The sequence below is a fragment of the Ensifer adhaerens genome (assembly GCF_000697965.2).
Classification (GTDB): Bacteria; Pseudomonadota; Alphaproteobacteria; order Rhizobiales; family Rhizobiaceae; genus Ensifer; species Ensifer adhaerens.
On sequence record NZ_CP015882.1, the window covers coordinates 233,248 to 258,973 of the forward strand.

The following is a 25,726-nucleotide window of genomic DNA, read 5'->3' on the forward strand; positions in this document are numbered from 1 at the left end:
ACCACATGAGAAGCAGCCGAAACTCAATGGAAGCTCCGGGAGCTCACCTTGAACGGATCTATGTCCAAGTCCTGTTTGTAGATATCCGCACGGCGGCCTTGCGATTGTCGCGCCGCTGACGAGAATCAAGCTGCTGCCCCCCGACAGTCGCGTTCACCCTTGGCCTCCGCGCGCGAAACGGTCCGCTTCGCGTTAGGTCTGCACGGAGGAGCGACAGCGGAGCGCCCTAAGCGTCAGCCGGTACGGGAATAGGTCCTCGACGACCCGACCTCGCCTGCGGCATGGATTCCAGCGCGACCTCGGGCTCTTGCATTTCGCAGACTCAGCGGGCTGTCAAACGAAGTGAGGATCTGACCCCGCCTATTGCCTCACCCAGGAATGTTACTGACGCTGAGGGCAATGAGACGGCCCGTATCTCCTCCCGCCGTTAGCGTGAGGAGATACGGGCGCGCGCTTCATCCAGTACAGAGCCACCAGTCCTTCCCGAACCTAGAGACCATACCGGACAGCATATTGCCAAGTGCAAGGCGGCGTCAGAGCCTGTCACAGCCTTAAGCGTGGACGTCGCCTTAGGGGGCGGACAGACCGGGCTCCCACGAGCCGGCTACGGCTTGTTGCTGTAAATTTACGTTTTGGGTTTCCAAATCGCATGATGTATCGACTGGAAGCGGATCTTTGCGGGTTTCGGTAATTCGCGGATAGGGTTTCCATTAAATCCCGGACAGTCTTTCGGCGATTAAAACATCGACTTTCGCACGCGCCGTTTTGCCATTCTGGACCCCGATTTGAGAGGGGTGCGGGGAATGGCGAGACGGAAGCAGGCGAGACTTACTGACGTGAAGGACATTCGATCGATATTGCGACTGACGCACGAACAGGGGCTTTCGGTTCGTGCGATATCGGAACGGCTGAAGATCAGCAAAACGACCATTTCGACCTACCTGCTGCGGGCGCGTGAGGCCGGGCTGACGGGCTGGCCGTTGCCGCCTGGGCTTGACGAGGACGCTGTGTTGCAGCGTCGCCTGTTCCATCGTCGCGGCCGCCCGCCCCAGGATATGCACGCGCCCGACTGGAGCCAGATCGCCAGTGAACTGAAGCGAAAGGGCGTGACGCTGACGCTGTTGTGGCAGGAATATCGCGAGCGGCACCCGAACGGTTATGGATACACTTGGTTCTGTGAGCGCTTCGCCGCTTTCGAACAGCGCGCCAGCGCCACTTTCCGCAATCGCCACACCGCTGGCGCGGCGATGCAGACCGACTATGCTGGTCACACCGTCCCCGTCATTGATCCGGCGACGGGCGAGATCCGGCCGGCGCAGATCTTCGTCGCGGTTCTGCCGGCCTCTTTGTACACCTTCGCCTATGCGAGCTTCACTCAACGGCTGCCAGACTGGATCGAGGGTCAGCAACGGGCTTTGAGCTTCTTCGGGGGCGTAACGAAAGCGATCGTCTGCGACAACCTCAAGGCCGGCGTTGCCAAGCCCTTGTGGTTCGAGCCGACCATCAACGCCACTTTTGCGGCATTCGCCGAACATTACGACACGACGATCCTGCCGACCCGCCCAAAACGGCCGAAGGACAAAGCCAAGGTCGAAGGCAGCGTTCTGATCGTTGAGCGCTGGATCCTGGCGCGACTGAGGAATGAGCGCTTCTTCAGCCTCGTTGATCTCAACGTGCGGATCAACCAGCTCCTCGGCGATCTCAATAACCGGCCGATGCGGCGTGTTGGCAAATCCCGACATCAACTCTTCGAGGCGATCGAACGCGAAGCGCTCGCCCCCTTGCCAGCAACGCCATTCGAATATTCCGAATGGAAATCGGCAAAGGTTCATCCCGACTATCATGTCGAGGTCAATAAGGCCGTCTACTCCGTGCCGCACCGCCTGATTGGCCGCCAGGTCGATGTCCGGCTCACAAGCCGGATCGTCGAGGTCTTCCATGATCACCAACGCGTCGCCAGTCACCGCCGGACGTCGCAGCGGGCTGGTCACGTCACCGTCAACGAACACATGCCGAAGACGCATCAGCACTATGCCAACACCACCCCGGCGAGCCTGATCAAGCAGGCCGCAAAGATTGGCCGCAACGCTGCGATCCTGATCGAACGGCTGATGCGCGACAGGCCCCATCCCCAGCAGGGATACCGCGCCGCTCAAGGCGTTCTATCACTCGCGCGCCGGTACGGACCTGAGCGTCTTGAAGCCGCGTGCGATCGGGCGCTGATGATCAATGCGACCAGCTATTCCTCCGTCAGCACCATCCTCAAATCCGGCCTCGATCAAGCTCCACCAGCCGCCGAGCCGGTCAAGCCAGCCCCGCCGCATGGCAACATCCGCGGCAGTTCCTATTACCAGTGAAGAAAGGAAGACACTTGAATGCTCACAACAGATGCTCGATGTCGCGATGGAAATCGTCCGCAATCAGGGTGCGGATGAACTGACGCTCGGGACCTTGGCCGGAAAAGCAGGGGTCAGTCGCCCAATTGCTTACGAACACTTTTCTACCCGGGCCGGCCTCTTGGTGGCGCTGTTCAAGCGGTTGGAGGACAACTATTGTCCACTGGCTCCGCTCTGCTCTCCGTGAAGCGCCAACTGACCTCACCGCCGTAGCTGACGTCATCAGCGATGCGTATTTCAAGTGCCTTGCCCAGTTTGGTCCAGAAGCTCTCGCAATCTCCGCCGCACTAAAAGGGACAGAGGAGATGGCCGCATAGCAACGGCTCATGCTCAACGTATACGTCGAGCTGATGTGTGACGCGCTTCGGCCGTTCTCCGGCCTAGAAGATGAGCACTTGCGCCCCGTGTGCGTCGGTCTTCTAGGCGCAGCGGAGGCCCTTGCCTCCGAGGCACAAGCCGGGGCGATATCCCAGCAAATCGCCACGTCCGTATTAACGTCACTCATCGTAAAGGCTGTGGCTGATGGCCCCCACAAAGCTGGGTAACGTTCCTGTCGCAAAGCCCGGGAAAGGACGATGAACTTTGACAAGGTTCTCAGGAGGGCACGCAGGGTGCGCCCGATCCCTGGCGCGGCCGGGCAGGTGAGACGTAGGCGCTGCATGAAGGCCGCACGACCAGTCCGCAGCGCCGTCTCCTAAGACAGCATTTCGAGACCGTGTTTCCGGACGATCGAGAGCAGCTTCAATGCGGGGCCGCTCGGCCGCTTGGCGCCGGTTTCCCACTTTTGTACGGTGGACCCGCTGGTATTGAGATAGCGCGCGAAGACTGGCTGGCTGACATGATTGTTCTCGCGTAATGCCTTGATCTCAGCCGGCGTCATTTCCTGGGGGATGGACAGGCAAGTCTCATCGAAGGTCCTCATGGTTTCCTTGTCGATGGTACCTGCCGCAGACATGTCTTCGACGGCGCTATGGATCGCATCAAAGACATCGCTCTTGAACTTGCGCTTGGTCGCCATTGCAAATCTCCTCTAGGGCGCCGGTCCCGATTTCGGCATCAAGCTCCGCCTGCGTCTTGCGCCGCTAGAGTTCGGCGAGCTTCCGAAAAGCCAGGAGCTTGTCGTCATCGATGTTTGCGCGGTCCTTCTTCGCGAACAGATAGGCGAACAACCTTCACCGGGTTTCGCCAGAACGAACGAACGGTGCAGGTTATCGTTGAGCGCTTCTTGAACACGCCGCCACCGAGATCGTCAGCCTGTGCGCGCGGCCTGCTCAATCGCCTTGCGGAGGGCCTTGTCTGAGATCCGCGCTTTCTTCGCTGCCTTGAAAAATCATGCTGTTCTGAAAGTCCGTCTGCATCGCTTCATATAGCACTAGGTGCTACACCTATCAAGTTGTCGGGAAAAATCGCGGAGACTTGCCGCCTCCCACCCTTGGTTCAAGATCCTGGCAGCAAGCGCCGCGTCGTCCTGCGGCAAGGAACGGCCGTAGTGGTTCGCAACCATCTCCCGTGTGTCCTACTCTCAAGCAACGTCGGCCCTTGAAACGCGCGCTTTTCTCACCTACCTCATTTTTGCCGGATGCCCTCTCGGATCCTGGCACGGGAACGATGGTCCATTTATGCGTTGGACTGGTTCGGTTCATATCTCTTCGCAAGGAGGATATGGTCCGGCGTCTGCCCGACCCCCTTGCGTAGCTGTTGTGCGATCGACCGTCTCGGTCTTCTGATCGTCAGTTCCGTCCGTCTCCGATCCTGCGGCCTCCGGCATGCACGTACTTGGCGCGTTTTAAGCAACAACAACGGCTGATTATGAAACGAAGGAGGATGCACATGCTGATATCGGATTTTGGCCGCATGGGATTCGACCCATTTCTGGAAATGCGGCGAATGCAGCAGGAAATGAATCAGCGTTTGTCCGACATGACTGCCAAAGCCGCCCACGAGTTTCCACCCGTCAACCTCTGGATGGGTGAGGGCAGCGTAGCGGTGACTGCTGAATTGCCTGGGATCGCGCCTGAAGAGGTCGATCTGACGGTTCGCGAGAACACGTTGACATTGAGGGGCGAACGCGGATCCCCGACGGAGGACGAGAGATCCGTCTGGCACCGGCGCGAACGAGTGTACGGAAACTTCTCTCGAACGGTGCAATTGCCTTTCCGCGTCGATCCGGAACAGGTCGAGGCGCGTTTCGCAAACGGGCTTCTTGAAGTCGAACTACACCGGCCCGAGACGGATCGACCGAAGAAGATCCAGATCAAAGGATAGGAGGCCAAAATGGCTCAGGAACTGAAAACGACTGAACGCCGGGCTCCAAGCAAGCTTGACGGTGGCGAACCGACCCGTTCGCGCCCGGTGTTTGCCCCGCGCACCGATATCTATGAGACAGAGGACAATGTCGTTGTTCTCGTGGACATGCCGGGCGTCGCTTCAGAGGGTGTCGACATCACACTCGAGAAGCGGACGCTGGCGATTCGGGGCTACGCGACGGACGAACAGCACGACAACTATCGCCAAATCTATGCCGAATACGGCGCGGGCAATTATGAGCGCGTCTTCACCCTGTCCGAAGATATCGATCGGGACAGTATCGAGGCATCGCAGAAGAACGGCGTCCTGCGGTTGGTCCTGCCCAAGGTCGCGCCGGCAAAGGCGAGAAAGATCAAGCTGAAGATGGCGTAATTCGTGCGGAGAAAGGAGGTTGACCATGCAGATTAGAGATCTGATCCCCTGGGGCAGTAACAAGGGAAGCGAAATTGCGAAGTCAGACCAGGGAAATCCCGTCTTTTCCTTGCAGCGCGACGTGAACCGTATTTTCGAAGATTTCTGGAAGCGGCTCGATCAACCGTTCGGTGCCTTCGGGCGCTGGGATACCGGCGGGCCGCGAATGGACGTCACCGAAACCGAGAGTGCGATTGAGGTTTCGGTGGAGCTTCCTGGAATCGACCAGAAGGACGTCGATGTCTCCCTGACGGACAGCGCGCTCACGATCAAAGGAGAAAAGAAAAGTGAGCAGGAAGAGAGCAAGAAGGGGTATCACTTGTTGGAACGCTCCTACGGGTCGTTCTACCGCTCGATCCCGTTACCATCGGGCGTCGACGCGGACAAAGCCGCCGCCCAGTTCAAGAACGGCGTCCTGACCGTGACGCTTCCAAAAACGGAGGAAGCGTTGTCGCGTGTTAGGAAGATCGAGGTGAAGGCGAGTTGACATCGACTTCACGGTCGTGACATGCGGCGGGCGAAACCGCCGCATATGTTAGCGATTACTGCAGAGGTCTCGTCCGTGGATAGGCCATCAAAGAAGCGCGGGCGCGGGCGAGATCTGCTCGGGCGACGGTCAGCATCTCGTCTGCCCTATCCAGAGCGCCGAAAGCAGCGGCAGTCGGATTGGGCCGTTCCGCAGTGATGCGAACCCAAGCGCGATCGATTTCAACAAGAGCCGCGCGAACATTCGCGATCGCTCGTTCGATGGCATCGTAGAGAGCGATCTCCTCTTCGGAGACGATTGGCGAATTGTCACCGCTCATCGATCTCTTCCGGTCACACGGGTCCCTGGTGCAGGCTCGAATTGCAAAATACCACGAAGAGTACCCTTCTTAAACAGTCAGCGTGGCGCCGTTGGGATGGCAATCGCCAGAACCCGTGGGCATCGATGTGCTAAAGGCATCAAGGGGTGAAGTCGCGACCATTGAAACGCCTGATGAACGCGAGTTCAACTGCCAATTCTTCCCTCTGTCTCCAACATCCGTTTTCCTGAACGGGCACACCATTCTGATGAAACCAAAATGCAGCGTCGGCCGGCTTCGTTTCCTCCCGATAGATGTATGCGCCGATGATTACGGCGACAATCACGCCGCCGATGATCAGGTCAGGGTGTTGAGTCGGGATGGTGGCAGCATCGTCAAATCAGCAGTCGCTGTGTATGGCACGCTTGCGGATCTCTGGCCCAGCCAGGTCGTTTTCCACGCTAAGTTTCGGATTCGATTTCCCTCCCGTTATGAGTTAGCATCTCGCCGCTAATACACATCCTGTTCGGAGGGGAACATGAATATTTCGCGTCGGGCATTTACGACATCGACCTGTGCGGGACTAGCCATGGGGATGATTGCGGGACCCGCTGTTGCGCAGGACGGATCGATTGGCGACGAGTTGCTAGGACGGACAGACTTCTGGACAGCACTTGAAGCTTACATTTATGCCTATCCGTTAGTCACCATGGAGTACACGCGGCGCGTGATCACGAACGTCGCCGAACCCCAAGGCACGAAGGCGCCGATGGGCCAGATTGGTCGACTGCGCGCCTACCCCGACGCATCGTTTCGCGACGTGACCGCTCCTAATGCCGATACTCTCTACACCTATGCTTTCTTTGATGTCGCCAAGGAACCCTATGTCTTGAGCCTTCCAGATCTTGGCGATCGTTATGCGCTTTTCCCGATGCTCGATGGTTGGACCAACGTCTTTGAAGTACCCGGAAAGAGAACTACGGGACCGGGTGCGCAGACATATGCGATCACCGGCCCGGGCTGGACGGGGGCGCTGCCTGAAGGCGTGACTGAATACAAATCACCCACCAGCATGGTGTGGCTGCTCGGGCGTATCTATTGCACCGGAACGCCTGAGGACTATGCCGAAGTCCACAGGCTTCAGGATGAGGTGAAGCTCGTTCCCTTGAGTGGCTTCGGGACGGACTACACCCCACCTGCCGGCAAGACCGATCCAGCTATTGACATGAAGACTGCAGTTCGTGAGCAGGTCAACGCGCTGGATGCGGTCGCCTACTTCAAACTGTTCTGCGACCTGCTGAAGACTAATCCCCCCGCCGCGGCCGATGCTCCATTGTTGGAGCAGTTGGCCACCATAGGGATTGTTCCTGGCAAGGATTTCGACGAGAGCAAACTCGATGTCGTCCTCCAGAAGCGGCTTCCACAGATTGCGTACGCGCGAATTATGTTGCACTTCAAGGATAGCGGGGGCGACGTCGAGGACATCAACGGGTGGGCATACACGACAAAAACCGGTCTCTATGGTACGGATTATCTGCAACGCGCTCTGATCACCGCCATCGGACTTGGCGCCAATCGCCCTCAGGATGCGATTTATCCAACGAGTACGAAGTCGGGCAGTGGCCTTTTTACTCGCGACTATAACGGCTCGGAAAACTATGTAATCAACTTTGCCAAGGGACATCTGCCTCCGGTAAACGGGTTCTGGTCGATAACGATGTATGACGCGGGATACTTCTTCGTGGACAACCCGCTGAACCGCTATTCAATTAGCGCCCGTCAGGAGCTCAAAGCCAATGCTGACGGGACGACCGATATCTACATCCAGTACGAATCTCCTGGCGCAGACAAGGAGTCAAACTGGCTGCCTTCCCCGAAGGGTAAGTTTATCCTGATGATGCGGCTGTACTGGCCGAAGGAAGGAAACCCGTCGATCCTCGACGGATCGTGGGTTCTGCCGGCGGCGACGAAGACGGGTTGACGTCCAAGGCCATAGTGAATCGGCCGTAACCGGGGATCTGGCAGTTGCAGCCTCAACGGGCGCAGCTTTGAAAAAGCACGGTGTTTATCTCGGCCGCGACTCGTTCACCACCGACAGCGATTTCCACAAAGCGGTCCACTCGCCCGTTGGTGTTGGAATCGTTGCTGTCCATGGCCTTCCTGAGTCGATTGTTGCGCTGAAGTTAAATCGCACCGTCTCTTAATAAACGAAACGGAAGTTTTGTTTATTACCGTACTCGCTTAATAAACGGTGGGCACAAAAGTTCGCTCGATTCTCATCAAGGCGAAGAGTCCGCAGCCGACTTACCGCCGTGCGGCTTGGGCAAGCGGTAAATGTGCAGAGCGGGCATTAATTACAACCGTGCCAAACGACGGCACTGCGACAAAACAGGACAAGGGAAAGTCCAGCGCCTGCTTGCCCAGTCGGGTCCGATCGCGATGGTCTTGACCTGCTCCTCGGCCATGACAGCAGCGTGGCATCCGATAGAGTTGCTGAGCGCAGATCGAAACTCTTGCTACGCAGACGACGGATCTCGTCGCTCGGATTGAAGCCCTCGAGGCTCTCATAGCGCCGGGCGGCGTGGGCCAACCCGCATAACGGTTACAGCGATCGGGTCACCACCTCGGTCGCGACGGACACCAGCAGGGCCGCTAGCGCGACGGCCGTTCCAATTCGCGCGATCTTCATGCGGCGCCCGCGAGCGCCATCCCAATCATAGCCTATCGTGTTCCCCCAGCCGGCATCATGCCGTGCGTGGATGGTGGCGCGTTTTCCTGACAAAGAGGTAAATCCGATGAGCGCCATCGCCGCTAGCGGGTTCGCGATGCCTCGTCGGGCAACCGGAATGTCGTGAAACCCCATTCGTGCTCGCGCGTTATCCCCCCGACCAAGCGGTGAGGAATCAAATGTCTATTCATATGCGAGATCTCGGCGAGGCCGTTCTTGATTTGCTCTATTGGCGTCCGACAGAGCAGGCGCCTGAATTGAACGACGATCGGCATTTGCTCATTCAGGCATACCGAACGAACCAGGCCCCTGAGGCCGCTCGGCAAGAGCATCTAACGATTGACCCTGAGCTTGCAGTCTATGGGCGATCAAACCCCTGACACTGACCGAGCGTACCGATTGCGTCCCAACTGGTTGGCGGCGTAAAATGTTGTGTCTGTAGAAGTCGAACGCTCAGACGGAAAGGCCCCGGATCACCCTCGTGGGACTCTGGGGCCTTTTTGCGTCTCGGAGCGATGCAACAGGAATGGTGGTGTTCGCGGCATTGCCCTGGATAGCAGTCAGGAGGCGGGATACCTCCTCTTGTATCCCTCTGCTTGCCACCTCGTACTCGAATACAAGACGTTGATCTGGCTGTTCTGCTTCTCGGAATTCTTCTAACCGTTCGGCTGCGAGTGCATACGCCTCGAAAAGGTCATCCAGCTCCGCCGGACAGACATCACCTTCGAGCGCCCGTCGGAATTTCGGTAGTCTCACCGATAAACGGCGCCGTCCTAGTTCTCTGAGTTTCTGCATTTTCTCCCCCATTTCAGGGCAATCTAAGATGGCGCAGCCAAGGAAGGGTTAAATCGAAATTTCAATTGCGAGCGACCTCGCTAAAGCGACGAGCTCTCCTGCCGATTTTTCCCCGCGCCCAACGGCAAAACCGCAACCCCGAGGTCGGTGGCTGCGGTTCTGAGTGCCAGTTGTAACGTGCAGGGACAATGGCAACCGACCGTAGATTGCGCGGGAGCGGGTTAATTTAGTGTTTCCACACGGACGTGATCATGGGGGCGTTTCAAGCCGTTGCCGCGTCTTTCGCTGACAAGGCTACGAGACAAAAAAAGGGTGAAGCGCCCAGAACTCTTTCGCTTCACCCTACAGGTCCAGCTTATCGCATCGTGAATACAACATATCAACTGCCTCCGGTCGCATGCAAATCACCATAGCGCGAGCGCCTTTCGGCTCTGCTTCACGTCAATGTGGGCGCCGGTTACTCCCGCGGCCAAAGCGACGCTCCATCATCAGCCGGACGAGCCACTCTCGTAGATCGGGGTTTTTGCGAAACTCGTCGAAATGCTCGATGGCGTAACTGAATAGCCCCGAGTTTCGTAGACACCCTCGGGTTAGATTTTCTGCTGCTTCTCGAACTCGACGGGTGACAGCATCCCGTTCCTGACGTGTTTGCGTTTCGGGTTGTAGAACATTTCGATGTAGTCGAACACGTCCTGGCGAGCTTCATCGCGTGAACGGTAGACCCTGCGACGTATCCTCTCTCGCTTCAGAAGATTGAAGAAGCTCTCGGCCACCGCATTGTCATGGCAGTTGCCGCGTCGGCTCATCGAGTGAACCAGATTGTGGTGCCTGAGGAACGAGGCCCAGTCCATGCTGGTGAATTGCGAGCCCTGATCGGAGTGGATCAGCACTTTGTCCTTCGGTTTGCGTCGCCACACCGCCATGAGCAGAGCCTGCAATACGACGTCCGTGGTTTGGCGGCTCTGCATCGCCCAGCCGATGACCCGGCGGGAATAGAGGTCGATGACGACGGCCAAATAAGCAAAACCTTCGCAGGTCCGGATATAGGTGATGTCCGTGACCCAGGCCTTGTCCGGAGCCGCTACGTCAAACTGCCGGTCGAGCGTGTTGTCGATAGCGACGGCAGGCCTGCCGCCATAGATGCCGGGACGGCGTTTGTAGCCAATCTGCGCCTTGATCCCGGCGAGACGGGTCAGACGCGCAACCCGGTTCGGGCAGCATATCTCGCCCTGATCGAGAAGGTCGTCGTGCAGCTTGCGATAACCGTAGACCTTCCCGCTCTCTTCCCATGCCTTCAGGAGCAGATCGGTCTGTCGTTTGTCCTCGTTGGCTCGCCTGCTCAGCGGGTTCTTCAGCCAGGTGTAAAATCCACTGGGATGAACCCGCAGAAGGCGGCACATCGTCCGCACCGAAAACTGCAAGCGATGCAGAGCAATGAACGCGTACTTCACTTTGCATCCCTGGCGAAATACGCGGCCGCTTTTTTTAGGATATCTCGCTCCTCGGTAACGCGAGCCAGTTCCTTCTTTAGCCGCCTGATCTCCTCGGTCTCGTCGTTGCCCTTGGCGTTCGACGCAGCAAACTTCTTCTTCCATTCGTAGAGCGAATGCTGGCTGACGCCGAGACGCTGCGAAACCTCAGCAACCGGATAGCCTCGCTCCGTGATCTGGCGCACCGCGTCACGCTTAAACTCTTCGCTGAAATTCGATTTGCTCATGATGCTCTTCTTGCCTCAAAATTAGGAAAGAAGGCGTCTACAAATCTCGGTGCTATTCAAACCGAGTGTCTGTTCGGCGAGAGCGTCCGCCTCAACCGGTGAGGTCGTTAGGCTGCGCGCCCATGCCAGTAGCTCAGGCAGAAAAGCCGAGAACTCGTCGTCGCGAGGGGCAGGTTGCGGCGGACGATTGACGAACACACAAACGGTCTTGAGCCTCTGTTCAAGTTCCCACGCATCCCCCGTGCCGTTCATGCAAAACTTGAGCGCATATCGCGCCAGGCACTCACTTTCCTTACTGTGCCGAGAAATATGTCGGCTGTCAGAGGCTGTTTTACAGTCCGGCGATGGGCTGAGTATGCACCTCTGGAGGCGGGCTGGCTATCCTTCAAAACCTCGGGTTCGGGATTGAGGTGCCGCTAGCTCAATTTGCTTCAGCAGCGCGATGACTTCGGCCTGCATGTCCAGGCACAGCGCCTGATACTCGTTGATCAATTCCTCGCGGCGGCGGTGCTCCGTCAGCAGTCTGTCGAGGGTCTGCGCGGCCAACGCGTAGGACTCGAACAGATCGTACAGAGTCGGATTCCTGGCTGCTCGCAACTGTTCACGGTGATAAGGCAATACCAAGGAGAGCCGCGCCCGTCCGAGCTTGACCAACGACATTTGTCACAGCCTTTGTCGCGTCATATTTGCCGCGTCACGACAGATTTCCAGAATGTCTTCTTTTTGCATGCTGCGGGCAGCGCCGCAATGGGTGCGCTGAACCCGCTCCCTGGTCTCCATCTGAGCGAAAGTGAACCTCTCCCGCCCACTGCCCGTCAGGCACTGAATATCGAAGGTGTCTGAGCAATCCACGGCTGCCTCCGCGCATACACCACAACTATTTATCACTCTCCCAACCGAAGGAAAACCCGATGAACAGAACGACGTTGCTCGCCTATGCGAGGCGCGCGCCTTTTAGTGAGCGCCTGAACAGAGCCAAATCGACGGCATCAATGCCCTAACGCTTCTTAGCATTATCGAACGCGGTCGCTCGGCGATCGGCGGCTCCGGATAGAAGCTCATCAATACGGTTATGGTTCTCGTCGTGCAAATCGGAGAACGCCGCGTCGATCATCAGCCGGTCCCATACCACACAACCATCGATGCGCTTCGGCCTCGGCATTCGCCGGTCCGAAACCATCTGGTCGAACTTTGTCACACTCACGTCGGCATTCGGGCCCTTCACTGTCAAATCGTGAAAAATAGCAAGGCGCCAGCAACGCGCCACTGTTCACGACAACGATCAATACCAGATCCAGATCCCAGGTTCGCTTCGGCAATGGAGCGCCGGCGCCTATCGAGCATCCGATCTCGACAAGGAGCATTACTACTTCATCGTCGAGGGCTCCGGCAACGTGGTCCGCGGTGATCACACGATCGCCGACAACGTGAGCACTGCCGATGACGACTACGCCGCCCATACGCGGGGCTGCAACACCGGTTCGATCGGCGTCTCGCTGGCCTGCATGGCCGGCGCGATCGAAAGTCCATCCCATGCGGGCAAATATCCCATGACGGAAACGCAGTGGCATTGCGCCATGGACGTCATCGCGCACCTGGCCGAGTTCTACAAAATCCCGGTCACCTCGAAGACGATCCTTTCCCATGCCGAGGTTCAAACGAATCTGGGCATCAAACAGGCCGGGAAGTAGGATTTCACCCGGCTCCCGTTCGCGACGAACGTCATCGGCGCCAAAGCATGCGGCGATAAGATGCGCGCCGACGTCAAAGCACGCCTCTAACCCTCTCCAACATCGAAGGAAACGAACATGCGTTCGCTGATCATCGTATCGGCGGCGGCCCTTGTGCTGTCCGCTTGCACCGCCACTGGTTCGATCGACACTGCGATCAAGACCAGCCTTCCGAAGACCTGCGCTCTGCTCGAGACGGCGCACGCCGCGTTCATCGCGGCCTCGGTCTCGGGCAACATCAAGGCTTCGACCATCGCCAAGGAAAAGGCCGCCTACGACGGCGTTCGCGTCAGCTGCGCCGATCCGGGAAGCGTCACGGCTGCCAACGCGCTCGTCGTCGCTGCGACCGCATACGCGACCATATCTCTCGCACTGAAGGAAGCACAATAATGGGTAGCATCTCGAAAGCTCTTGGCGTTCATGCCCGAGGGCACGCCCTGGTACGGCTATCTGGCGCTCTACGCGCTCACGATCGGCCTGCCGGGGTCCTGACCTATCTGGCCCGAAGAACCAGCAGAAAGCATCATCTTGGCCGTCTCTCATCCTCGGGAGCCGGCTCGACCAAGCTACCGACGCCTCCGGCAACAGCGCCAATCAGCCCGACAAGTTCCGTTCCCAGTTCGGGCATACCCATGCCGGCGCCGAAGCCAGTGAGATAACCCACAATTGCGCCGGATAGTAGGCCGAGGCAGCACGCCCACGTTGGCTTGAACGGCAACTCTCCCTCCCCACGGATGCCCTTCTCGTAGTGACCGTACCGCAACCACTGCTCGATTTCACTTACTCCAAATTGAGTAGGGAAGCCTGTTACGGGGGCTTTATAACTGGTTCCCGCAGGGGCGACGTTTATGAACCGTCCGATCGACAGAGATAGGCGACGATCTCCAGCTTCAGCGGATCACGGTCGCCGTACTTCTCCCTGATCCGCTCAAGCTCCTCGATCGCGGCATGTTGCTCGTCTATATCCCCGAGCACGTAGCTTTCATGCCCGACTGCGCAGATGTTGCACCCGGCTTCGATCACGTCGACGACGAATGCGGGGGTCTCGCTGGCGTTCATTTGGCGGCGGTCATTCTCCGTCATGTCAGGTCCTCCGTTGACGTTATGACGAGACCTGCCATGGCCGACAGGAGCAAGAATACTCCCCGGAAATTTTGGGGGCTTGAAAAGAAATGGCCCCGTCGGGCGGCGACGAGGCCATCGGCACTGAGCAAGCTTCACTTCCGGAGGGATTGTGAAGGTGTCACCCTGATCGGGGAAAGGGTTCCACAAAGCCAGAAACGCAAACGGCGGTACTGAGTTCCGTCTCTGCAAAAAAATGGCCCCAAATTGCAGCCAACGGGCCACGAAAGAGCGTGTGCGTCATCTACTCGCACGCACTTAAACGAATGAAGCCCCGCAGGGGATGCGGGGCTTCATCGTGGAAGGTCGTCAAACCATAAAAAACGCAATGCGTACATTAATTCAGTGATCGCACGGCAATGAGAAGTACAACCATGGATTATTTCTGTTGCGCGATCACGGTTGTATCGTCGCAAAAATGGGGACCGATCGCAACCATGCGAAAGGGGTAGTCGCGTAATCAATTTGGGGGGCGCGAACTGCTTTGCTGGCGCTGCGGGGGATTTCATCTTTCGGGCCGCCATCACCGAATAATGCAGGTGCCCGGCCAATCCCGGCAAGAGCGACCCGCACAGCTCGCCAGAGCTAATCCAGTAGCCACAATGCAGGCGATGACGGCGATCTTTCGGGCCATTGGTTCGTTCCAGCTATGGCGTTAACGCGAGGGCGATAAGCCAAGCGGCCAAGGCGATCAGAAGCCAAATCCGAGCGCCCTTGTACCTTTGTCGTCTTGCCCCTTCCCAATCGTAAGACATCAGTGCCTCCCTCTCGGTGGCGCACAATGCACGATTGCACATATGACGAAAAGTCCATTTTCCTCATATACACAGCGCTGCTTGTCTGTTGTCCCTACCACTGGCTAGGACGCAGTCAATGCCGCGTCCCTTCGATCTCCAGTTCTATGTATCGGCCGATGGACCAGAGATAGGCGACGATCTGCAGCTTCAGGTGATCGCGCTCGCCGAATTTGTCGCCGATCCGGTCAAGATCCTCAAGCGCTGCATCCTGCTCCTCGATATCACCAAGTACGTACTTGTCATGCCCTATGGCGGTGATATCGCAACCGGCCGCAATAATCTCAGACACGAAATCCGGTATTTCGCTCGGCTTCATCTTTCGCGGCTTGCTTTGGGCCATATTAATCCTCCTTTGATCGAGCAGGAAGGGTAGGGATTCGGGAGATCCGCTAGGCTATTGCGCTGAAGCGAGAGCGACCAGTCATGCTGCTAAGGCAATCAAAGCCCGAGCCGCGCGTGCCTGTACCGTCGACGCCTGGTACGTTCCCAATCGTAGGACATGAGGTTCCCCCTCTCGGCCGCGCACAATGCCAGATTGTGGGTGGGTGGGAAAGGCGCTTCCTCAGAGGAGCAAAGCGGTCCCCGCCAAAAAGTATGGCCTCGCCGGGGAGAGCGAGGCCATGGGGCACTTTCATGAGTTTCAGATCCGGGCGGATCGTGAAGGCGTCATCCTGATCGGGGGACTCAGGGCTGCCACAGGCGAGAAACGCCGACGGCGTTATTGAGTTCCTGCCTTCGCAAAAAAAAATGGCCCCAAAGTGCGGGGCCGAATTGTGTGCTGTGCCAAGAAGCCCGAGCAGGCGAAAGGGATCACTCGGGCTCGTTCTAAGACTATCACGTGCGGCGACAAATTCCGAGCCCTTTGGAGAATCCTACAAATTGCGCGTCGGGCGAAAGCCTGATCTGATGCGGGCATGACCACGAAGCTTTCAGACTTGAGGCTGAGAAACCCAAAGCTCCTCGGCGAGCTCAAACGACGGGGGTTTGAGACCGTCGATGACATGAAGCACGTTCCCACGACGGACGCGTTGCGGATGAAGGGAATGGGCGCAAAATCGTGGCAGAAAATCTGTGATGCATTGGGCAGAGACCCTGCAAAGACGTGAGGCCTGAAAGCCATTACCGGGCCACCTCCTTCGAAATCAGTTCATTGAACTTCTCGATATTCGCCCGCGGCTATAAAGACTTTGAGCATTCTCTTCACCTGCGTGGAAAAGCTCCTCTACCGCTGCGTCCTGGCGGTGGTATCGCCAATCCGGGCGCTAACTGGGTGGCGATGGCATGTTCGGGAGCGTGTCTAGCCCTGGCTTTTGGGCACGCCGGTTTTGCGCAAGCCCGCCCGACCTCTAGCCTCTCTCGTCGCTGCAACTTGGGTGTCGCTGGGTGATCTGTCCTCAGTTGCTAAGGGAATGCGGGCGGTACCGAACCAGATAGCGCACTCTAGAAGGGAAGTTTCATCCTTGTTCCCAAGCCGGTATTCATCAGCGATGAAGCTTGCTAGGCGGACGGCTCGCTTGCTGAGATGTGGAATGCGAGTTTTGGCACAGGCCGTTTCGAAGACTTTTCGTATCAAGGCAAGATCTCGGGGACCAAGATGTTGAATTGCGAGTTTGGGCGGTATGTGCACTGACACCTCCTATGAATGAAGGGGGTGCGCGTCGAACCGGACTTGGAGGAAGCTCAAAAGGTGAACCTGCGATTGCGCCACCTTCATTCTCGCACCGATTGATGGCTTCCGTTTTCGTTTGGGCTGCAATTTGATTTTGTCCGCCTGGCGCGCCGCTCTTCCCAAGAAAGGCGGTCAGTTGCGCCTTTGTCAGTTCGCCCCGCTGAATGGCGGCCGTCAGGAATCGCGCCAGAGCAAGCTTTTCTGCGCGTTCATCTCTTTCTTTGGCTTCGAGATAACCAGCGGCTTTTAGTATTTCAACCAAAAGGCTGATGTCTTCGGCGTCTATATCTAGATCTGGATCCTTGGAAGACATGCGGCCTCCTTCGCGTGGGGCGGCAGGCGGCCCGCGCTAGTTCTAACGCGCTATACTATGCGCCCAATGGTTCAGAGATTCTACGGGTGTGCTCGGAAAGGCGACTCTAAGAAACGGCCTCGTCGTGGGGGGCGACGAGGCCGGCTACACGACTTCACTAATGGTGAAGCCGTCAGGCGCCTTCAGTCTCCGAAGGGCGGGGATCTAAATGCGCATTAGCTTATATAGGAGGCGTAGAATTCGCTTCCAAGGGCAGGCCAGAAAAAGAATGGCCCCGAAAGGCGATTAAGGGGCCATGAGAGTGTCGTCCTTCTGCCGGGCCGGCAGGATGGAACTCGCCAGCCCACCTATTCAATCTCTGAGGTTGAATAGGTGGGCTGGCTTGATTTTCTCCTCGTAGCCGTCGCATCGTAACCCATGGCCGAGCCCTACCAGCCCCGTTACATAGGACATGCTATCCCTCTATTCGATTGATGAGCATCCAGACCGCCATAGCAATCAACATTAGGTTTTCAGTGAGTGAGATAAGGCCCAACGGGACATTGCTGTCGCCGCCGACGCAAGCACATTTCAGCTTACGGCGGTCAATGTATACGGCCTTGAAAACGGAAATGGCACCAATGGTGCCGACTACGAACGCAACCGGAATTGCAAGCCACAACCATACGCCAGCGATCATCAGGATACCTGCAAGGGCTTCGCCGAAGGGGTAGAGGTAGGCATGAAGCGTTTTCTTATTGGTGCATTTGCCGTCGTCACGGCCATCGGCCTTGCCGGCACTGCGCTTGCGCAGGAATTCACGTTCCGCTTCCAGTCTTCGGACCCGGCGGGCAACCCGAACTTCGAATATCAGAAAGGTTGGACCGACCTCGTCGCCGAGCGCTCCGGCGGCAAGGTGAAGATCGAGCTTCTGCCGGTCGGTTCGGTCGTGGAATATAACGAAACGCTTGATGCGGTTGCAGGCGGCATTCTCGATGGTCAGATCTGCGATTCGTCCTATTGGGCCGGCAAGGATCCGGCTTTCGGCCTGATCTCCAATCCGGTCGGCGCCTGGTCCGATCCGGCGCAGATGATCGACTTCGTGGAGAACGGCGGTGGCAAGGAGATCATGCAGGAATTGCTGGGCTCCTACGGCCTGCATTTTATCGGCGTTTCCACTCCGGGGTTGGAAGCGTTCGTCTCGCGTGTGCCGCTTGATGGTGTCGATGATCTCAAGGGGCTGAAGATGCGCGCCCCGGAAGGTCCGATTGCCAACGTGTTTGCAGCCGCTGGCGCTGCCCCGGTCAATCTGCCGTCCTCCGAAGTCTATACGTCGATCGACAAGGGCGTCGTCGATGCGGCCGATTATTCCGCATTCTCGGTCAATCAGGCGCAGGGCCTCAATGGCGTTGCGAAACATCCGGTGTATCCAGGCTTCCACTCGCTGCCACTCGTCGAGGGTCTCCATGAACATGGCGAAATGGGAAGCGCTGCCGGATGACCTCAAGAAAATCCTTGAGGAAACTGTCAAGGAATTCCAGCAGACCCAGAACAACGGTCTCAAGGCCGCCGACCAGAAGGCGGTGGAGGCGGCCAAGGCCGAAGGCTCGATTACGATCCACGATTGGTCGGCCGAGGAGCGTGCCAAGTTTCGCAAGCTTGGGGTCGCCGAATGGGAGAATATCGCGAAGCGTTCGCCAATGGCCCAGAAGGTGTTCGACACGCTGACGGCCTACCTGAAGGAAAAGGGCTTGCTCTGACCCAACCATGCGGCGGCCCGCTCCGGGCCGTCGTTTTCTCGTGCCGAGGGAGAGGGGCATGACAAGAGACACGTTTTCAGAGGACGCCGGGGCCGCCATGGGCGCCGAGGTCGTCGGGGCCGTTCCCGAAGCCGGCATGCTCGGCCGTCTCATCGAGAAGCCGGCTATGTTTTTGCCGTCGGCATCGTGCTCGCAGCGCTCATACTGCTTGTGGAAGTATTCCTGCGATACGTGTTGAACAGCCCGACGATCTGGGCACATGAGACGACGGTATTCCTTTGCGGCGTCGCTTTCATCTTCGGCGGCCTCTATTGCACCGCCCGCAACACCCATATCCGCGTCGTTCTGCTCTATGATCATTTCTCTCCCCGCGCGCGCCGGATCGCCGACATCGTCATCTCCCTTGTTAGCGCCCTTGCCAGCGGCTTCTTCGCCTTTGCCGCCTATCACATGGTCGAACGGGCCGTGGTCACTCCTTCCGGCGAGGTCCGCCTGGAGACGACCGGTAGTGCCTGGAGCCCGCCGACGCCGGCCCTGATCAAGATCTTTATCCTCTTGGTTATGATCCTGCTCGTCGTTCAGTTTCTGATTCTTGCCGTCAACTACGCCAAGCGAGCTTCAAAGGACTGAACGATGACCGATCTGTTTGATTTCAGCATCAATCTGCAGGCGCTCGGCATCGGTTGGGGCACCCTGCTTATGTTCGTGATGATGGTAGGGCTGCTACTCTCCGGCATGCCGCTCGCCTTTGTCACACTTCTCGTAGCACTTATCTTCGCGCTCGGTTGGTTCGGGCCCATGTCGATCCCGCTCATTACGAGCCGCGTTTATTCCTTTGTGATGAACTTCGTATTCGTTTCGGTGCCGATGTTCGTCCTTATGGCCGCGATACTCGACCGCTCCGGCATCGCACGCGACCTCTTCGATGCCATGAAGCTTTTTGCCGGCCGAATACGCGGCGGCGTTGCGGTTCAAACCGTCTTTGTGTCGGTGATCCTCGCTGCCATGCGCGGTATCATCGGCGGCGAGATCGTTCTTCTCGGCCTTATCGCGCTGCCGCAGATGCTGCGTCTCGGATATGATCGCAACCTGGCGATCGGCGTCGTCTGCGCGGGCGGTTCGCTCGGCACGATGATCCCGCCTTCCATCGTCCTGATCATCTATGGCCTGACGGCGAACGTTTCTATCGGTGATTTGTTCACGGCAGCCTTCTTGCCTGGCTTCATGCTGGCGATGTTCTATGTAGCCTATATTCTCGTGCGCGCCTACTTTACGCCCGGCGTTGTGCCGCCGGTAGATATGACGCCGATCCCAACAGAAGAGAAACTCCGGCTCCTTAAGGGTCTTGCCCTGCCGGTGCTTGTCGTCTTCGTTGTTCTCGGCTCGATATACGGCGGCATCGCGTCCGTAACTGAAGCCTCCGCAATCGGAGTCGGTGGGGTCATCCTTTCGACCATTCTGCGGGGGGAGTTCTCATATAGACTGCTGCGCGATGCGGCGATGCAGACGCTATCGACTGTGGGCATGATCGTCTGGATCGGCATAGGTGCCACGGCCATCGTGGGCGTCTACAACTTGATGGGCGGCGTGAATTTCGTTTCTGGCATGATCACCGGCATTTCCGATAGTCCGACTGTGATCGTGCTGGTGATGATGTTGATCCTGTTCGTGCTGGGCGCCTTTCTGGATTGGGTCGGGATAGCCCTTCTCACGATGCCGATCTTCGTACCGATCATCAAGTCGCTCGGCATGGACCCGGTCTGGTTCGGCGTTCTCTTCTGCATGAACATGCAGGTGTCGTTCCTGTCGCCGCCCTTTGGGCCGGCCGCCTTCTACCTGAAGTCAGTGGCCCCTCCGGGCATTACGCTGGGGATCATCTTCCGGGCTCTTGTTCCGTTCATCATGTTACAGATCCTCGCCGTCTCCATGTTGATCGCGTTCCCGGGCATTACCGGACGATAACTAACCCATATTTCCTTCAATCGTAGTCGATTGACGGTGTCGTTTGGCTGTTATCCGTCAGGACCATACAACTGGCCGGTACGTAGACCTCGCTCCCGAGGAACTGCGGCATTAAAGCCTTAGCCAGGCTCGTTGGGGAGGAGAGCTGGGCGTGACCGTGGTTCCGCCAAGACGAAGAACATCGAGCGGCTCTCTGTTCGTCGAACATAGCTTCGATGCGGAATAAGATCCGAGGGTCTCAGTTATCACAGCGGCTCTGGTTGCCAATGCCTCCAGGTCCAATGTTAACCCTGGAGAATCTAGTCCAAGTGCAACATTGCCGTGTGAAGGGTAGGGCATCACGCGCAGTCTCGCAAATGCGCTATGAAGACCTCGGCGGGTGTGCGGTAACCCAGGCACTTGCGTGGCAGCGCGTTCAGATGGTGGACGAGCGCGACGAGCTATTGCTGGGTGACGGCGGTGAGATCGGTATCGCTGGGCGTGAAGCGGCGGCTGCGCTTGTTGGCGTTTTTCCACCGCACCTTTCCGCCACGGCGCACTGGGGTCGCAGAACCAGCTCCGCGCGCCGATGCCATCTTCCAAAGCCCTAAAGCGGCGAACTCCGTGCCGCGATCAAAGGTGAAACTCTGCCGGGCAAAGGCTGGCAAAGGTGAGAACGTTTCGATGATCTTGTCCATGATCGGTCTCGAGCGCCGGCTCGGATTCTTGATCATCACGGTGTAGAGGCTTTTGCGCTCGGCCAACGAGATCAGGTTGGCGTTGCCGAAATCACGTTCGAAGATCAACAAGTCGCCCTCCCAATGCCCGAACTGCGAACGATCACCATGAAATCAGGGCGTTGCGATATCCTGCAGGCAGCCGGAAAAGTGCCGTCACGGGGTTTCCTCGAGCTGCGGGGGGCGGCGTTTGCTGCGGCCTTCCGCCAGATGCTGATGGAGTTCCAGCGCCTGATCTTCCTTGCCATAGATGAAGCGATAGATCGTCTCGCTGCAGACCCGCACGGCGCTGACGCCATCGGCGAGCAGACGACCGGCAATCTGTTCCGGTGACCAAGGTGTCTTCAGCTGCTCGATCACAAGCTCGCGCAATTGCGGGTGCCGCACAAGCTTCCTCAGGCGCTGCCGCCGCTCTTTGTGGATGTCGTACGCCAACGAAAGCCCCTTCAGAAAAGGCTCCTGCTTAGCCGAAATTTCTTACCCCCACCTTTTTCCCACTCCCCTTTCATGGCCTGTGGCTTCCCTCATGCCGCAATCTGACATGCTACCCACTTCTGGTTTCGAGTTTCAATCAGTCGCCACGGAGATTTCAAACCGTCACTCCTTGACTTTCAATTGGTCATCGTCGTAGTTTCAAACAGTCATCAAAGGAATGAAGCTGTGGCGCTGTATCCAAGGCTCGTTGAGCAACGCGTTGCCGACGCCCTGTCAGACACGCGAGTCGTACTGATCGTAGGTCCCAGACAATCAGGAAAAACGACGTTGGCTAAGAAGATGGCCAACGAGGGGATGGAGTATTACACGCTGGATAATGCAACCATCCTGGACGCAGCGCGACAGGATCCCGTTGGCTTTGTAAGAGGTATGGATCGCGCCATCATCGATGAAATTCAGCGCGCGCCCGAACTGCTGTTGGCCATCAAGGAAAGCGTGGATACCGACCAGCGCCCAGGGCGGTTCCTTCTGACCGGTTCAGCCAATCTCATGACGTTGCCACGCGTGGCAGACTCGCTCGCAGGGCGAATGGAGGTTGTTCGATTGCTGCCGCTTGCGCAAAGCGAGATCAGAACCGCCGGCAGCAGCTTCCTGCGCGACGCCTTCCAAAACGAAGCCAAGGCCGGAGAGCCATTCTTCGGAGACGACCTCATGGCTGCGGTTCTGGCCGGTGGATATCCCGAGGCGCTGGCCCGCAAAACCTTGAACCGCAGACAGGACTGGTATGCGGATTATATCCAGGCGATCGTTCAACGCGACGTTCGCGATGTCGCGCAAATCGAGCAGATTGCTCAAATGCCGCGCCTCCTACGCATCCTGGCAGAGCATTCGGGACAGCTCGTCAACTATTCTGGAATTGGCGCGGCCATTGGGATGAACCACATTACAACGCAAAAATATGTCGGCATCTTCGAGAGCCTGTTCCTCGCTCGAACCGTACAACCCTGGTTTTCGAACAAACTAAAACGCCTCACGAAAACACCGAAAATACATTTCCTCGATTCTGGTCTTCTCGCATCCCTTCGTGACCTCTCTCTCGACCGTCTCCACGGCGACAGGGGTCAGTTCGGGGCATTGCTGGAGACTTTCGTTTTTGCCGAGATCCTTAAACTCGCCAGCGGCGGGCAAACCCGCTTCGAGTTTTCGCATTTTCGAGACAAGCAGCAGAACGAAGTCGATATCGTCATCGAAGATACAAGGGGGCGGATCGTCGGTATCGAAATAAAGGCGGCAGCATCCGTCTCGAATTCCGATTTTTCCGGATTGCGAATTTTGGCCGAAGCATCCGGAGAACGGTTTGTTTCGGGCATGGTCTTGTATGACCACCACAAAGTGGTCCCTTTCGGAGAACGTTTGTCCGCTGTGCCAATATCGGCGTTGTGGCGGTAGCGCGTGAGAATTTCGCTCAGTATTCAGACCCGAGCATTTTTGAGACTTCCAAGGTCTCGATAACCAATAGGCCTCAGGTTCGATTCCCTTCAAGGCGAGGGAATCGTCCGCAGACGCTGAGAAACGTGCCAAGCAGCAAATCGGTCAACCTCCTATGACGGAAGTTGCCTTATCCAATCGTCGAATCCAGCGTGTGGGGCCTGTACCGCCAGACCCGTATTCGGTCGTCCGTCTGATTTCACCGATTGCCTAAGCTCCCGTGCGCTTTGCCTGTACTGCTGTTTGAAGGCGCGGGCGAAATGATCGCCTCTCAAAAATCCGAAGTCGGCCGCAATGTCGGAGATGCGGCGCATATCCCTGGGATTGGCCAAAATAGACCTAATCCGCTCGAGCCGACGGCTCTGGATGTAATGGACAACGCCACCTTCCGTTTCGAACAAGCGATAAAGCGTCCGGCGGGATACGGCGACAATGTTGCAGATCGCAACGATGTTCAGCGTGCTGGCGTCGAGGCGAGCCTCGATATAACGTTTCGCGTGACGCAGTAGCACGAGCTCGAGGCCGGGGCGCGCAGCCCTCCTGAGCGCTTCCAGGAAAGCGGCTGGGCGAAGCCCGGGTTTGCCGCCTTCGTCTCCTCGATCATCGAAAGTGGCTACGATCCAGCGAAGATGGACGGTGTGCGCGCGCGGCTGCGCGAGCTAAGACTTGAACCCTATGATTGCCTCAACCCGGTCCTGATGGATGTCGCCACATGGGCAGCCAAGAAGAGCGGCGCGCTCCCCAATTGATCGAAGAGACGCTCTTCAAACTCGATCCGTGTTCGGCTCGTTTGGAACTCGCCAGCTTCCGTAGCATTGTGTGCTCGGCGAAGTTCGCCGAGCACTTCTAAAGCTTGCCGCGTTTATGGACGACGCGGCCGGTGTAGATTGTGTTCCGAGGCGCTGACGGTGCGGGGTGCCAAGAGAGGTCATCAGGCGCAGGATGTCGTCACAGTGCCCACGAAAAAGATCGGCGTCGATGCGGTCACCCGTTACGTTCTGAAGGATGCCATACTGCTTTGCGGGACCGCAGCCATAGAGACATCGCCCATCCCGGTCCACTAGGAAACGACTGACAAGCTCAGGGGTCATTGCCGAAAAAATTGGAACCAATCCGGCCACCCGAAGGTTTGATTTGTGGGTGTCAACACTTCACCCGCTTTCAGAAGCAGCGGGAATCCGATCGGCGCCTTTAGATCCGTCCTTAACGCACTTTCAGCAGTGACCGTTTTGGTCTCGGCGGCGGTCTTTACCCAGCCGGCGAACGCTGAGGACAAGGATCGTTGTCGCGTTGCTTCGGGCGACGACACGAACCAGAAGAATCTCTCAGAAAAACTGGACGATTGCGATGGGGTGTTGAAGCCCCCTCGCGTCGGCGACACTGAAATCAAAACACCGGCGCCTGATGTCGGGAAAACGCGGGTGATCCGCCCCGGCGAATTGCAATAGAGCGTCGCCGATGGCGGGTAAGCCTGGCTCAAAATGCTAAGAGTTCTGTGGCCGCTATATCCGACTAAAGTCGGCTTACGGCGGGCGGCGTGAAACGGCGTTGAGCACCGGGATCCAGCCACAGGCTCTCCAGCGGAGCCGTCGGCGGGTGCAAATCGGACCACACATCCGCCGCCGGCGACGCGGCAATTCCAGATGAAGCCTTCAGCATCCACACAGGAGCCGTCCGGCAGACCTCGCTCAAAACCAGCCGATGCCGGTTCTGAGCCAGCGTGAAATCGAGAGGGGGCCTTGGCGGATTTCGATCCGCCAAGTTTTCTGGCCCTCCATAAGCCGGCGGAGGTTGACACGAAAATCGTATCCGTTATTCTGGATGTATGGATAGCAATACAGCAATCGCGGCGCTTGCCGCACTCGCCCAGTCTACCAGGCTCGAGACGTTTCGACTTCTCGTCCGACACGAACCCGACGGCATTCCTGCCGGCGAACTCGCCCGGCTTCTCGACGTACCGCAAAACACCATGTCGGCGCACCTTGCGACGCTGTCGCGTGCGGGCCTGGTTTCAAGCGAGCGGCAGAGCCGTTCAATTATCTATCGGGCGGACCTTCAGGGGCTGCGCGACCTGACCCTCTTCCTGCTGAAAGACTGCTGCGGCGGCTCGGCGGAACTCTGCGCGCCGCTCATCGCAGAACTCACACCCTGCTGTGCTCCCGAGGTGAAGCTGTCATGAGCGACATCAGGCTAGAGCCAGTCACGGGGAGCGATCCCGAACTGAAACTGGCGCTGTCGGCTTCCGGTCTTCCAACCGAAGACCTCGAAGACACTGGGCGCTCGTTTTTCAGGGCGGTTTCCTCAGATCGAAGCACGGTTGGCTATGCTGGCATTGAGGCGTGCGGTGACGACGTGCTTCTCAGGTCGATAGTCATCTTGCCCGAGCATCGTGGCAAGGCGCTTGGAAAATCGCTGACCAGGGAAACGCTGAAGGCCGTCGATGTAAGCTCGGCAGTCTTCCTTGCGACGACCTCCGCCGCACCGTTCTTCGAAAGGCTTGGCTTCATTGTGGTCGAGCGGGCCGATGTGCCGCCCGCCGTTCTCGCAACCCGTCAACTGTCGGGCATCTGCCCGGCATCGGCAACGATCATGAAACTCGACAGAGCTCCGACCTAA

General features: G+C 57.8%; 28 protein-coding genes and 6 pseudogenes. 18 read left to right on the plus strand and 16 right to left on the minus strand.

The genetic code is table 11. The features are described from left to right. The first annotated feature begins 803 nt into the window (after positions 1–803). Together istA and FA04_RS36075 are read left to right on the plus strand one after the other, a co-directional pair. On the plus strand, positions 804–2,357 hold the full coding sequence (istA, locus tag FA04_RS28645; protein WP_060644032.1) for an IS21 family transposase: 1,554 nt from the start codon (positions 804–806) through the stop codon (positions 2,355–2,357). Between the two features lie 31 nt (positions 2,358–2,388). Next, positions 2,389–2,583 carry a TetR/AcrR family transcriptional regulator gene (locus FA04_RS36075; RefSeq protein ID WP_234798865.1) on the plus strand — a complete coding sequence of 65 codons (195 nt, stop codon included), beginning with the start codon at positions 2,389–2,391 and terminating at the stop codon, positions 2,581–2,583. A 507-nt stretch (positions 2,584–3,090) separates the two neighbouring features. Here the strand turns inward: FA04_RS36075 and FA04_RS28655 are convergent. Both FA04_RS28655 and FA04_RS36080 read right to left on the minus strand, forming a co-directional pair. Further along, positions 3,091–3,414, minus strand: a complete 324-nt coding sequence (locus FA04_RS28655; RefSeq protein WP_034803512.1) for a helix-turn-helix domain-containing protein — start codon at positions 3,412–3,414, stop codon at positions 3,091–3,093. After that, positions 3,377–3,699: pseudogene (locus FA04_RS36080) on the minus strand (type II toxin-antitoxin system RelE/ParE family toxin). Before FA04_RS36080 ends, FA04_RS28655 begins: the two are co-directional and overlap by 38 nt. A 527-nt stretch (positions 3,700–4,226) precedes the next feature. On the opposite strand from FA04_RS36080, the gene FA04_RS28665 reads away from it, so the two are divergent. The 3 genes from FA04_RS28665 to FA04_RS28675 are packed head-to-tail and all read left to right on the plus strand — an operon-like array spanning position 4,227 to position 5,601. After that, positions 4,227–4,661, plus strand: a complete 435-nt coding sequence (locus FA04_RS28665; RefSeq protein WP_034803514.1) for an Hsp20/alpha crystallin family protein — start codon at positions 4,227–4,229, stop codon at positions 4,659–4,661. 9 nt (positions 4,662–4,670) lie between these two features. Then, positions 4,671–5,075, plus strand: a complete 405-nt coding sequence (locus FA04_RS28670; RefSeq protein WP_034803516.1) for an Hsp20/alpha crystallin family protein — start codon at positions 4,671–4,673, stop codon at positions 5,073–5,075. A 25-nt stretch (positions 5,076–5,100) separates the two neighbouring features. Further along, positions 5,101–5,601, plus strand: a complete 501-nt coding sequence (locus FA04_RS28675) for an Hsp20/alpha crystallin family protein (RefSeq protein ID WP_034803519.1) — start codon at positions 5,101–5,103, stop codon at positions 5,599–5,601. Positions 5,602–5,656: 55 nt separating this feature from the next. On the opposite strand, the gene FA04_RS28680 is transcribed toward FA04_RS28675, so the two are convergent. Further along, positions 5,657–5,920, minus strand: a complete 264-nt coding sequence (locus FA04_RS28680) for a hypothetical protein (RefSeq protein WP_034803523.1) — start codon at positions 5,918–5,920, stop codon at positions 5,657–5,659. Positions 5,921–6,035: 115 nt separating this feature from the next. Here FA04_RS28680 and FA04_RS35400 point away from each other — a divergent pair, with 115 nt between their 5' ends. Together FA04_RS35400 and FA04_RS28685 are read left to right on the plus strand one after the other, a co-directional pair. After that, positions 6,036–6,413: a hypothetical protein gene (locus FA04_RS35400; RefSeq protein WP_060644034.1), complete on the plus strand. Its 378-nt coding sequence runs from the start codon at positions 6,036–6,038 to the stop codon at positions 6,411–6,413. A gap of 24 nt (positions 6,414–6,437) precedes the next feature. After that, entirely contained in the window at positions 6,438–7,880 is a 1,443-nt protein-coding gene (locus tag FA04_RS28685) for a DUF1254 domain-containing protein (protein ID WP_034803526.1), read from the plus strand. A 621-nt stretch (positions 7,881–8,501) separates the two neighbouring features. Here FA04_RS28685 and FA04_RS28690 read toward each other — a convergent pair. The 4 genes from FA04_RS28690 to FA04_RS28730 all read right to left on the minus strand — a co-directional run bounded on the left by FA04_RS28690 (position 8,502) and on the right by FA04_RS28730 (position 12,343). After that, positions 8,502–8,762, minus strand: coding sequence for a hypothetical protein (locus tag FA04_RS28690; protein ID WP_034803529.1), 261 nt, complete (start codon positions 8,760–8,762; stop codon positions 8,502–8,504). 1,250 nt (positions 8,763–10,012) lie between these two features. Continuing rightward, a protein-coding gene (locus tag FA04_RS28705) for an IS3 family transposase (protein WP_156553061.1) occupies positions 10,013–11,139 on the minus strand; the annotation gives its coding sequence in 2 pieces (ribosomal slippage) (positions 10,013–10,911 and positions 10,911–11,139; 1,128 coding nt in all). A 378-nt stretch (positions 11,140–11,517) separates the two neighbouring features. Continuing rightward, positions 11,518–11,799, minus strand: coding sequence for a hypothetical protein (locus tag FA04_RS28720; RefSeq protein ID WP_051659584.1), 282 nt, complete (start codon positions 11,797–11,799; stop codon positions 11,518–11,520). A gap of 337 nt (positions 11,800–12,136) precedes the next feature. Beyond that, complete coding sequence (locus FA04_RS28730; RefSeq protein ID WP_143106294.1) at positions 12,137–12,343, minus strand: hypothetical protein; 207 nt, start codon at positions 12,341–12,343, stop codon at positions 12,137–12,139. Positions 12,344–12,533: 190 nt separating this feature from the next. Here FA04_RS28730 and FA04_RS28735 point away from each other — a divergent pair, with 190 nt between their 5' ends. Then, positions 12,534–12,830 (plus strand): peptidoglycan recognition protein family protein, encoded by a 297-nt coding sequence (locus FA04_RS28735; protein ID WP_051659586.1) that lies wholly within the window; start codon positions 12,534–12,536, stop codon positions 12,828–12,830. Positions 12,831–12,947: 117 nt separating this feature from the next. Further along, positions 12,948–13,259: a hypothetical protein gene (locus tag FA04_RS28740; RefSeq protein WP_034801528.1), complete on the plus strand. Its 312-nt coding sequence runs from the start codon at positions 12,948–12,950 to the stop codon at positions 13,257–13,259. 456 nt (positions 13,260–13,715) lie between these two features. Here FA04_RS28740 and FA04_RS28750 read toward each other — a convergent pair whose 3' ends face one another. Both FA04_RS28750 and FA04_RS28755 read right to left on the minus strand, forming a co-directional pair. Then, positions 13,716–13,952 carry a hypothetical protein gene (locus tag FA04_RS28750; protein WP_335669428.1) on the minus strand — a complete coding sequence of 79 codons (237 nt, stop codon included), beginning with the start codon at positions 13,950–13,952 and terminating at the stop codon, positions 13,716–13,718. A gap of 909 nt (positions 13,953–14,861) precedes the next feature. Continuing rightward, on the minus strand, positions 14,862–15,128 hold the full coding sequence (locus FA04_RS28755; RefSeq protein ID WP_034801529.1) for a hypothetical protein: 267 nt from the start codon (positions 15,126–15,128) through the stop codon (positions 14,862–14,864). A 574-nt stretch (positions 15,129–15,702) separates the two neighbouring features. Here FA04_RS28755 and FA04_RS28765 point away from each other — a divergent pair. Continuing rightward, a complete protein-coding gene (locus FA04_RS28765; protein ID WP_034801532.1) occupies positions 15,703–15,894 on the plus strand; it encodes a helix-hairpin-helix domain-containing protein in 192 nt (63 codons plus the stop codon). A 375-nt stretch (positions 15,895–16,269) separates the two neighbouring features. Here FA04_RS28765 and FA04_RS36085 read toward each other — a convergent pair whose 3' ends face one another. Together FA04_RS36085 and FA04_RS36090 are read right to left on the minus strand one after the other, a co-directional pair. Further along, positions 16,270–16,770 (minus strand): hypothetical protein, encoded by a 501-nt coding sequence (locus FA04_RS36085; protein ID WP_234798866.1) that lies wholly within the window; start codon positions 16,768–16,770, stop codon positions 16,270–16,272. A gap of 454 nt (positions 16,771–17,224) precedes the next feature. Beyond that, positions 17,225–17,494: pseudogene (locus tag FA04_RS36090) on the minus strand (MauE/DoxX family redox-associated membrane protein); the annotation flags it as partial. Between FA04_RS36090 and FA04_RS28775 the strand changes: the two are divergent. The 3 genes and pseudogenes from FA04_RS28775 (at position 17,492) to FA04_RS28785 (ending at position 20,471) form a co-directional block, all read left to right on the plus strand. Continuing rightward, positions 17,492–18,509 (plus strand): annotated as a pseudogene (locus FA04_RS28775) (TRAP transporter substrate-binding protein). The pseudogenes FA04_RS36090 and FA04_RS28775 sit on opposite strands and share 3 nt — an antisense overlap. 231 nt (positions 18,510–18,740) lie before the next feature. After that, a complete protein-coding gene (locus FA04_RS28780; RefSeq protein ID WP_200953435.1) occupies positions 18,741–19,139 on the plus strand; it encodes a TRAP transporter small permease subunit in 399 nt (132 codons plus the stop codon). Positions 19,140–19,142: 3 nt separating this feature from the next. Next, positions 19,143–20,471: a TRAP transporter large permease gene (locus FA04_RS28785; RefSeq protein WP_034801534.1), complete on the plus strand. Its 1,329-nt coding sequence runs from the start codon at positions 19,143–19,145 to the stop codon at positions 20,469–20,471. 440 nt (positions 20,472–20,911) lie between these two features. On the opposite strand, the gene FA04_RS35410 is transcribed toward FA04_RS28785, so the two are convergent. Next, positions 20,912–21,259, minus strand: a complete 348-nt coding sequence (locus FA04_RS35410; RefSeq protein ID WP_143106295.1) for an IS30 family transposase — start codon at positions 21,257–21,259, stop codon at positions 20,912–20,914. A gap of 84 nt (positions 21,260–21,343) precedes the next feature. Continuing rightward, the gene (locus FA04_RS35415) at positions 21,344–21,622 is read right to left on the minus strand and encodes a hypothetical protein (protein ID WP_156553107.1); all 279 of its coding nucleotides are present in this window, start codon (positions 21,620–21,622) and stop codon (positions 21,344–21,346) included. Between the two features lie 225 nt (positions 21,623–21,847). Between FA04_RS35415 and FA04_RS28800 the strand changes: the two genes are divergently transcribed. Next, positions 21,848–23,071 carry an ATP-binding protein gene (locus FA04_RS28800; RefSeq protein ID WP_034801592.1) on the plus strand — a complete coding sequence of 408 codons (1,224 nt, stop codon included), beginning with the start codon at positions 21,848–21,850 and terminating at the stop codon, positions 23,069–23,071. Between the two features lie 152 nt (positions 23,072–23,223). Here the strand turns inward: FA04_RS28800 and FA04_RS28805 are convergent, their stop codons facing one another. Continuing rightward, the gene (locus FA04_RS28805) at positions 23,224–23,622 is read right to left on the minus strand and encodes a helix-turn-helix domain-containing protein (RefSeq protein ID WP_051659587.1); all 399 of its coding nucleotides are present in this window, start codon (positions 23,620–23,622) and stop codon (positions 23,224–23,226) included. A 27-nt stretch (positions 23,623–23,649) separates the two neighbouring features. Between FA04_RS28805 and FA04_RS34615 the strand changes: the two are divergent. Next, positions 23,650–23,859: pseudogene (locus tag FA04_RS34615) on the plus strand (S-(hydroxymethyl)glutathione synthase); the annotation flags it as partial. Positions 23,860–24,005: 146 nt separating this feature from the next. Here the strand turns inward: FA04_RS34615 and FA04_RS36710 are convergent. Further along, positions 24,006–24,168 (minus strand): annotated as a pseudogene (locus FA04_RS36710) (Tn3 family transposase); the annotation flags it as partial. Positions 24,169–24,246: 78 nt separating this feature from the next. Between FA04_RS36710 and FA04_RS34620 the strand changes: the two are divergent. After that, positions 24,247–24,558 carry a hypothetical protein gene (locus FA04_RS34620; protein WP_234798867.1) on the plus strand — a complete coding sequence of 104 codons (312 nt, stop codon included), beginning with the start codon at positions 24,247–24,249 and terminating at the stop codon, positions 24,556–24,558. A gap of 145 nt (positions 24,559–24,703) precedes the next feature. Here the strand turns inward: FA04_RS34620 and FA04_RS34625 are convergent. After that, positions 24,704–24,818: pseudogene (locus tag FA04_RS34625) on the minus strand (SMP-30/gluconolactonase/LRE family protein); the annotation flags it as partial. Positions 24,819–24,935: 117 nt separating this feature from the next. On the opposite strand from FA04_RS34625, the gene FA04_RS28810 reads away from it, so the two are divergent. Then, positions 24,936–25,289 carry an ArsR/SmtB family transcription factor gene (locus FA04_RS28810; protein WP_034801535.1) on the plus strand — a complete coding sequence of 118 codons (354 nt, stop codon included), beginning with the start codon at positions 24,936–24,938 and terminating at the stop codon, positions 25,287–25,289. Beyond that, positions 25,286–25,726, plus strand: a complete 441-nt coding sequence (gene arsN2, locus FA04_RS28815; RefSeq protein WP_034801537.1) for an arsenic resistance N-acetyltransferase ArsN2 — start codon at positions 25,286–25,288, stop codon at positions 25,724–25,726. The genes FA04_RS28810 and arsN2 overlap by 4 nt, the downstream gene beginning before the upstream one ends.

Coding starts and splice junctions, on each gene's coding strand:
- istA (WP_060644032.1), top strand. CDS start 804: ATGGCGAGACGGAAGCAGGCGAGACTTACTGACGTGAAGGACATTCGA.
- FA04_RS36075 (WP_234798865.1), top strand. CDS start 2,389: ATGCTCGATGTCGCGATGGAAATCGTCCGCAATCAGGGTGCGGATGAA.
- FA04_RS28655 (WP_034803512.1), bottom strand. CDS start 3,414: ATGGCGACCAAGCGCAAGTTCAAGAGCGATGTCTTTGATGCGATCCAT.
- FA04_RS28665 (WP_034803514.1), top strand. CDS start 4,227: ATGCTGATATCGGATTTTGGCCGCATGGGATTCGACCCATTTCTGGAA.
- FA04_RS28670 (WP_034803516.1), top strand. CDS start 4,671: ATGGCTCAGGAACTGAAAACGACTGAACGCCGGGCTCCAAGCAAGCTT.
- FA04_RS28675 (WP_034803519.1), top strand. CDS start 5,101: ATGCAGATTAGAGATCTGATCCCCTGGGGCAGTAACAAGGGAAGCGAA.
- FA04_RS28680 (WP_034803523.1), bottom strand. CDS start 5,920: ATGAGCGGTGACAATTCGCCAATCGTCTCCGAAGAGGAGATCGCTCTC.
- FA04_RS28685 (WP_034803526.1), top strand. CDS start 6,438: ATGAATATTTCGCGTCGGGCATTTACGACATCGACCTGTGCGGGACTA.
- FA04_RS28690 (WP_034803529.1), bottom strand. CDS start 8,762: ATGGGGTTTCACGACATTCCGGTTGCCCGACGAGGCATCGCGAACCCG.
- FA04_RS28720 (WP_051659584.1), bottom strand. CDS start 11,799: ATGTCGTTGGTCAAGCTCGGACGGGCGCGGCTCTCCTTGGTATTGCCT.
- FA04_RS28740 (WP_034801528.1), top strand. CDS start 12,948: ATGCGTTCGCTGATCATCGTATCGGCGGCGGCCCTTGTGCTGTCCGCT.
- FA04_RS28750 (WP_335669428.1), bottom strand. CDS start 13,952: ATGACGGAGAATGACCGCCGCCAAATGAACGCCAGCGAGACCCCCGCA.
- FA04_RS28755 (WP_034801529.1), bottom strand. CDS start 15,128: ATGGCCCAAAGCAAGCCGCGAAAGATGAAGCCGAGCGAAATACCGGAT.
- FA04_RS28765 (WP_034801532.1), top strand. CDS start 15,703: ATGACCACGAAGCTTTCAGACTTGAGGCTGAGAAACCCAAAGCTCCTC.
- FA04_RS36085 (WP_234798866.1), bottom strand. CDS start 16,770: ATGTCTTCCAAGGATCCAGATCTAGATATAGACGCCGAAGACATCAGC.
- FA04_RS28785 (WP_034801534.1), top strand. CDS start 19,143: ATGACCGATCTGTTTGATTTCAGCATCAATCTGCAGGCGCTCGGCATC.
- FA04_RS28810 (WP_034801535.1), top strand. CDS start 24,936: ATGGATAGCAATACAGCAATCGCGGCGCTTGCCGCACTCGCCCAGTCT.
- arsN2 (WP_034801537.1), top strand. CDS start 25,286: ATGAGCGACATCAGGCTAGAGCCAGTCACGGGGAGCGATCCCGAACTG.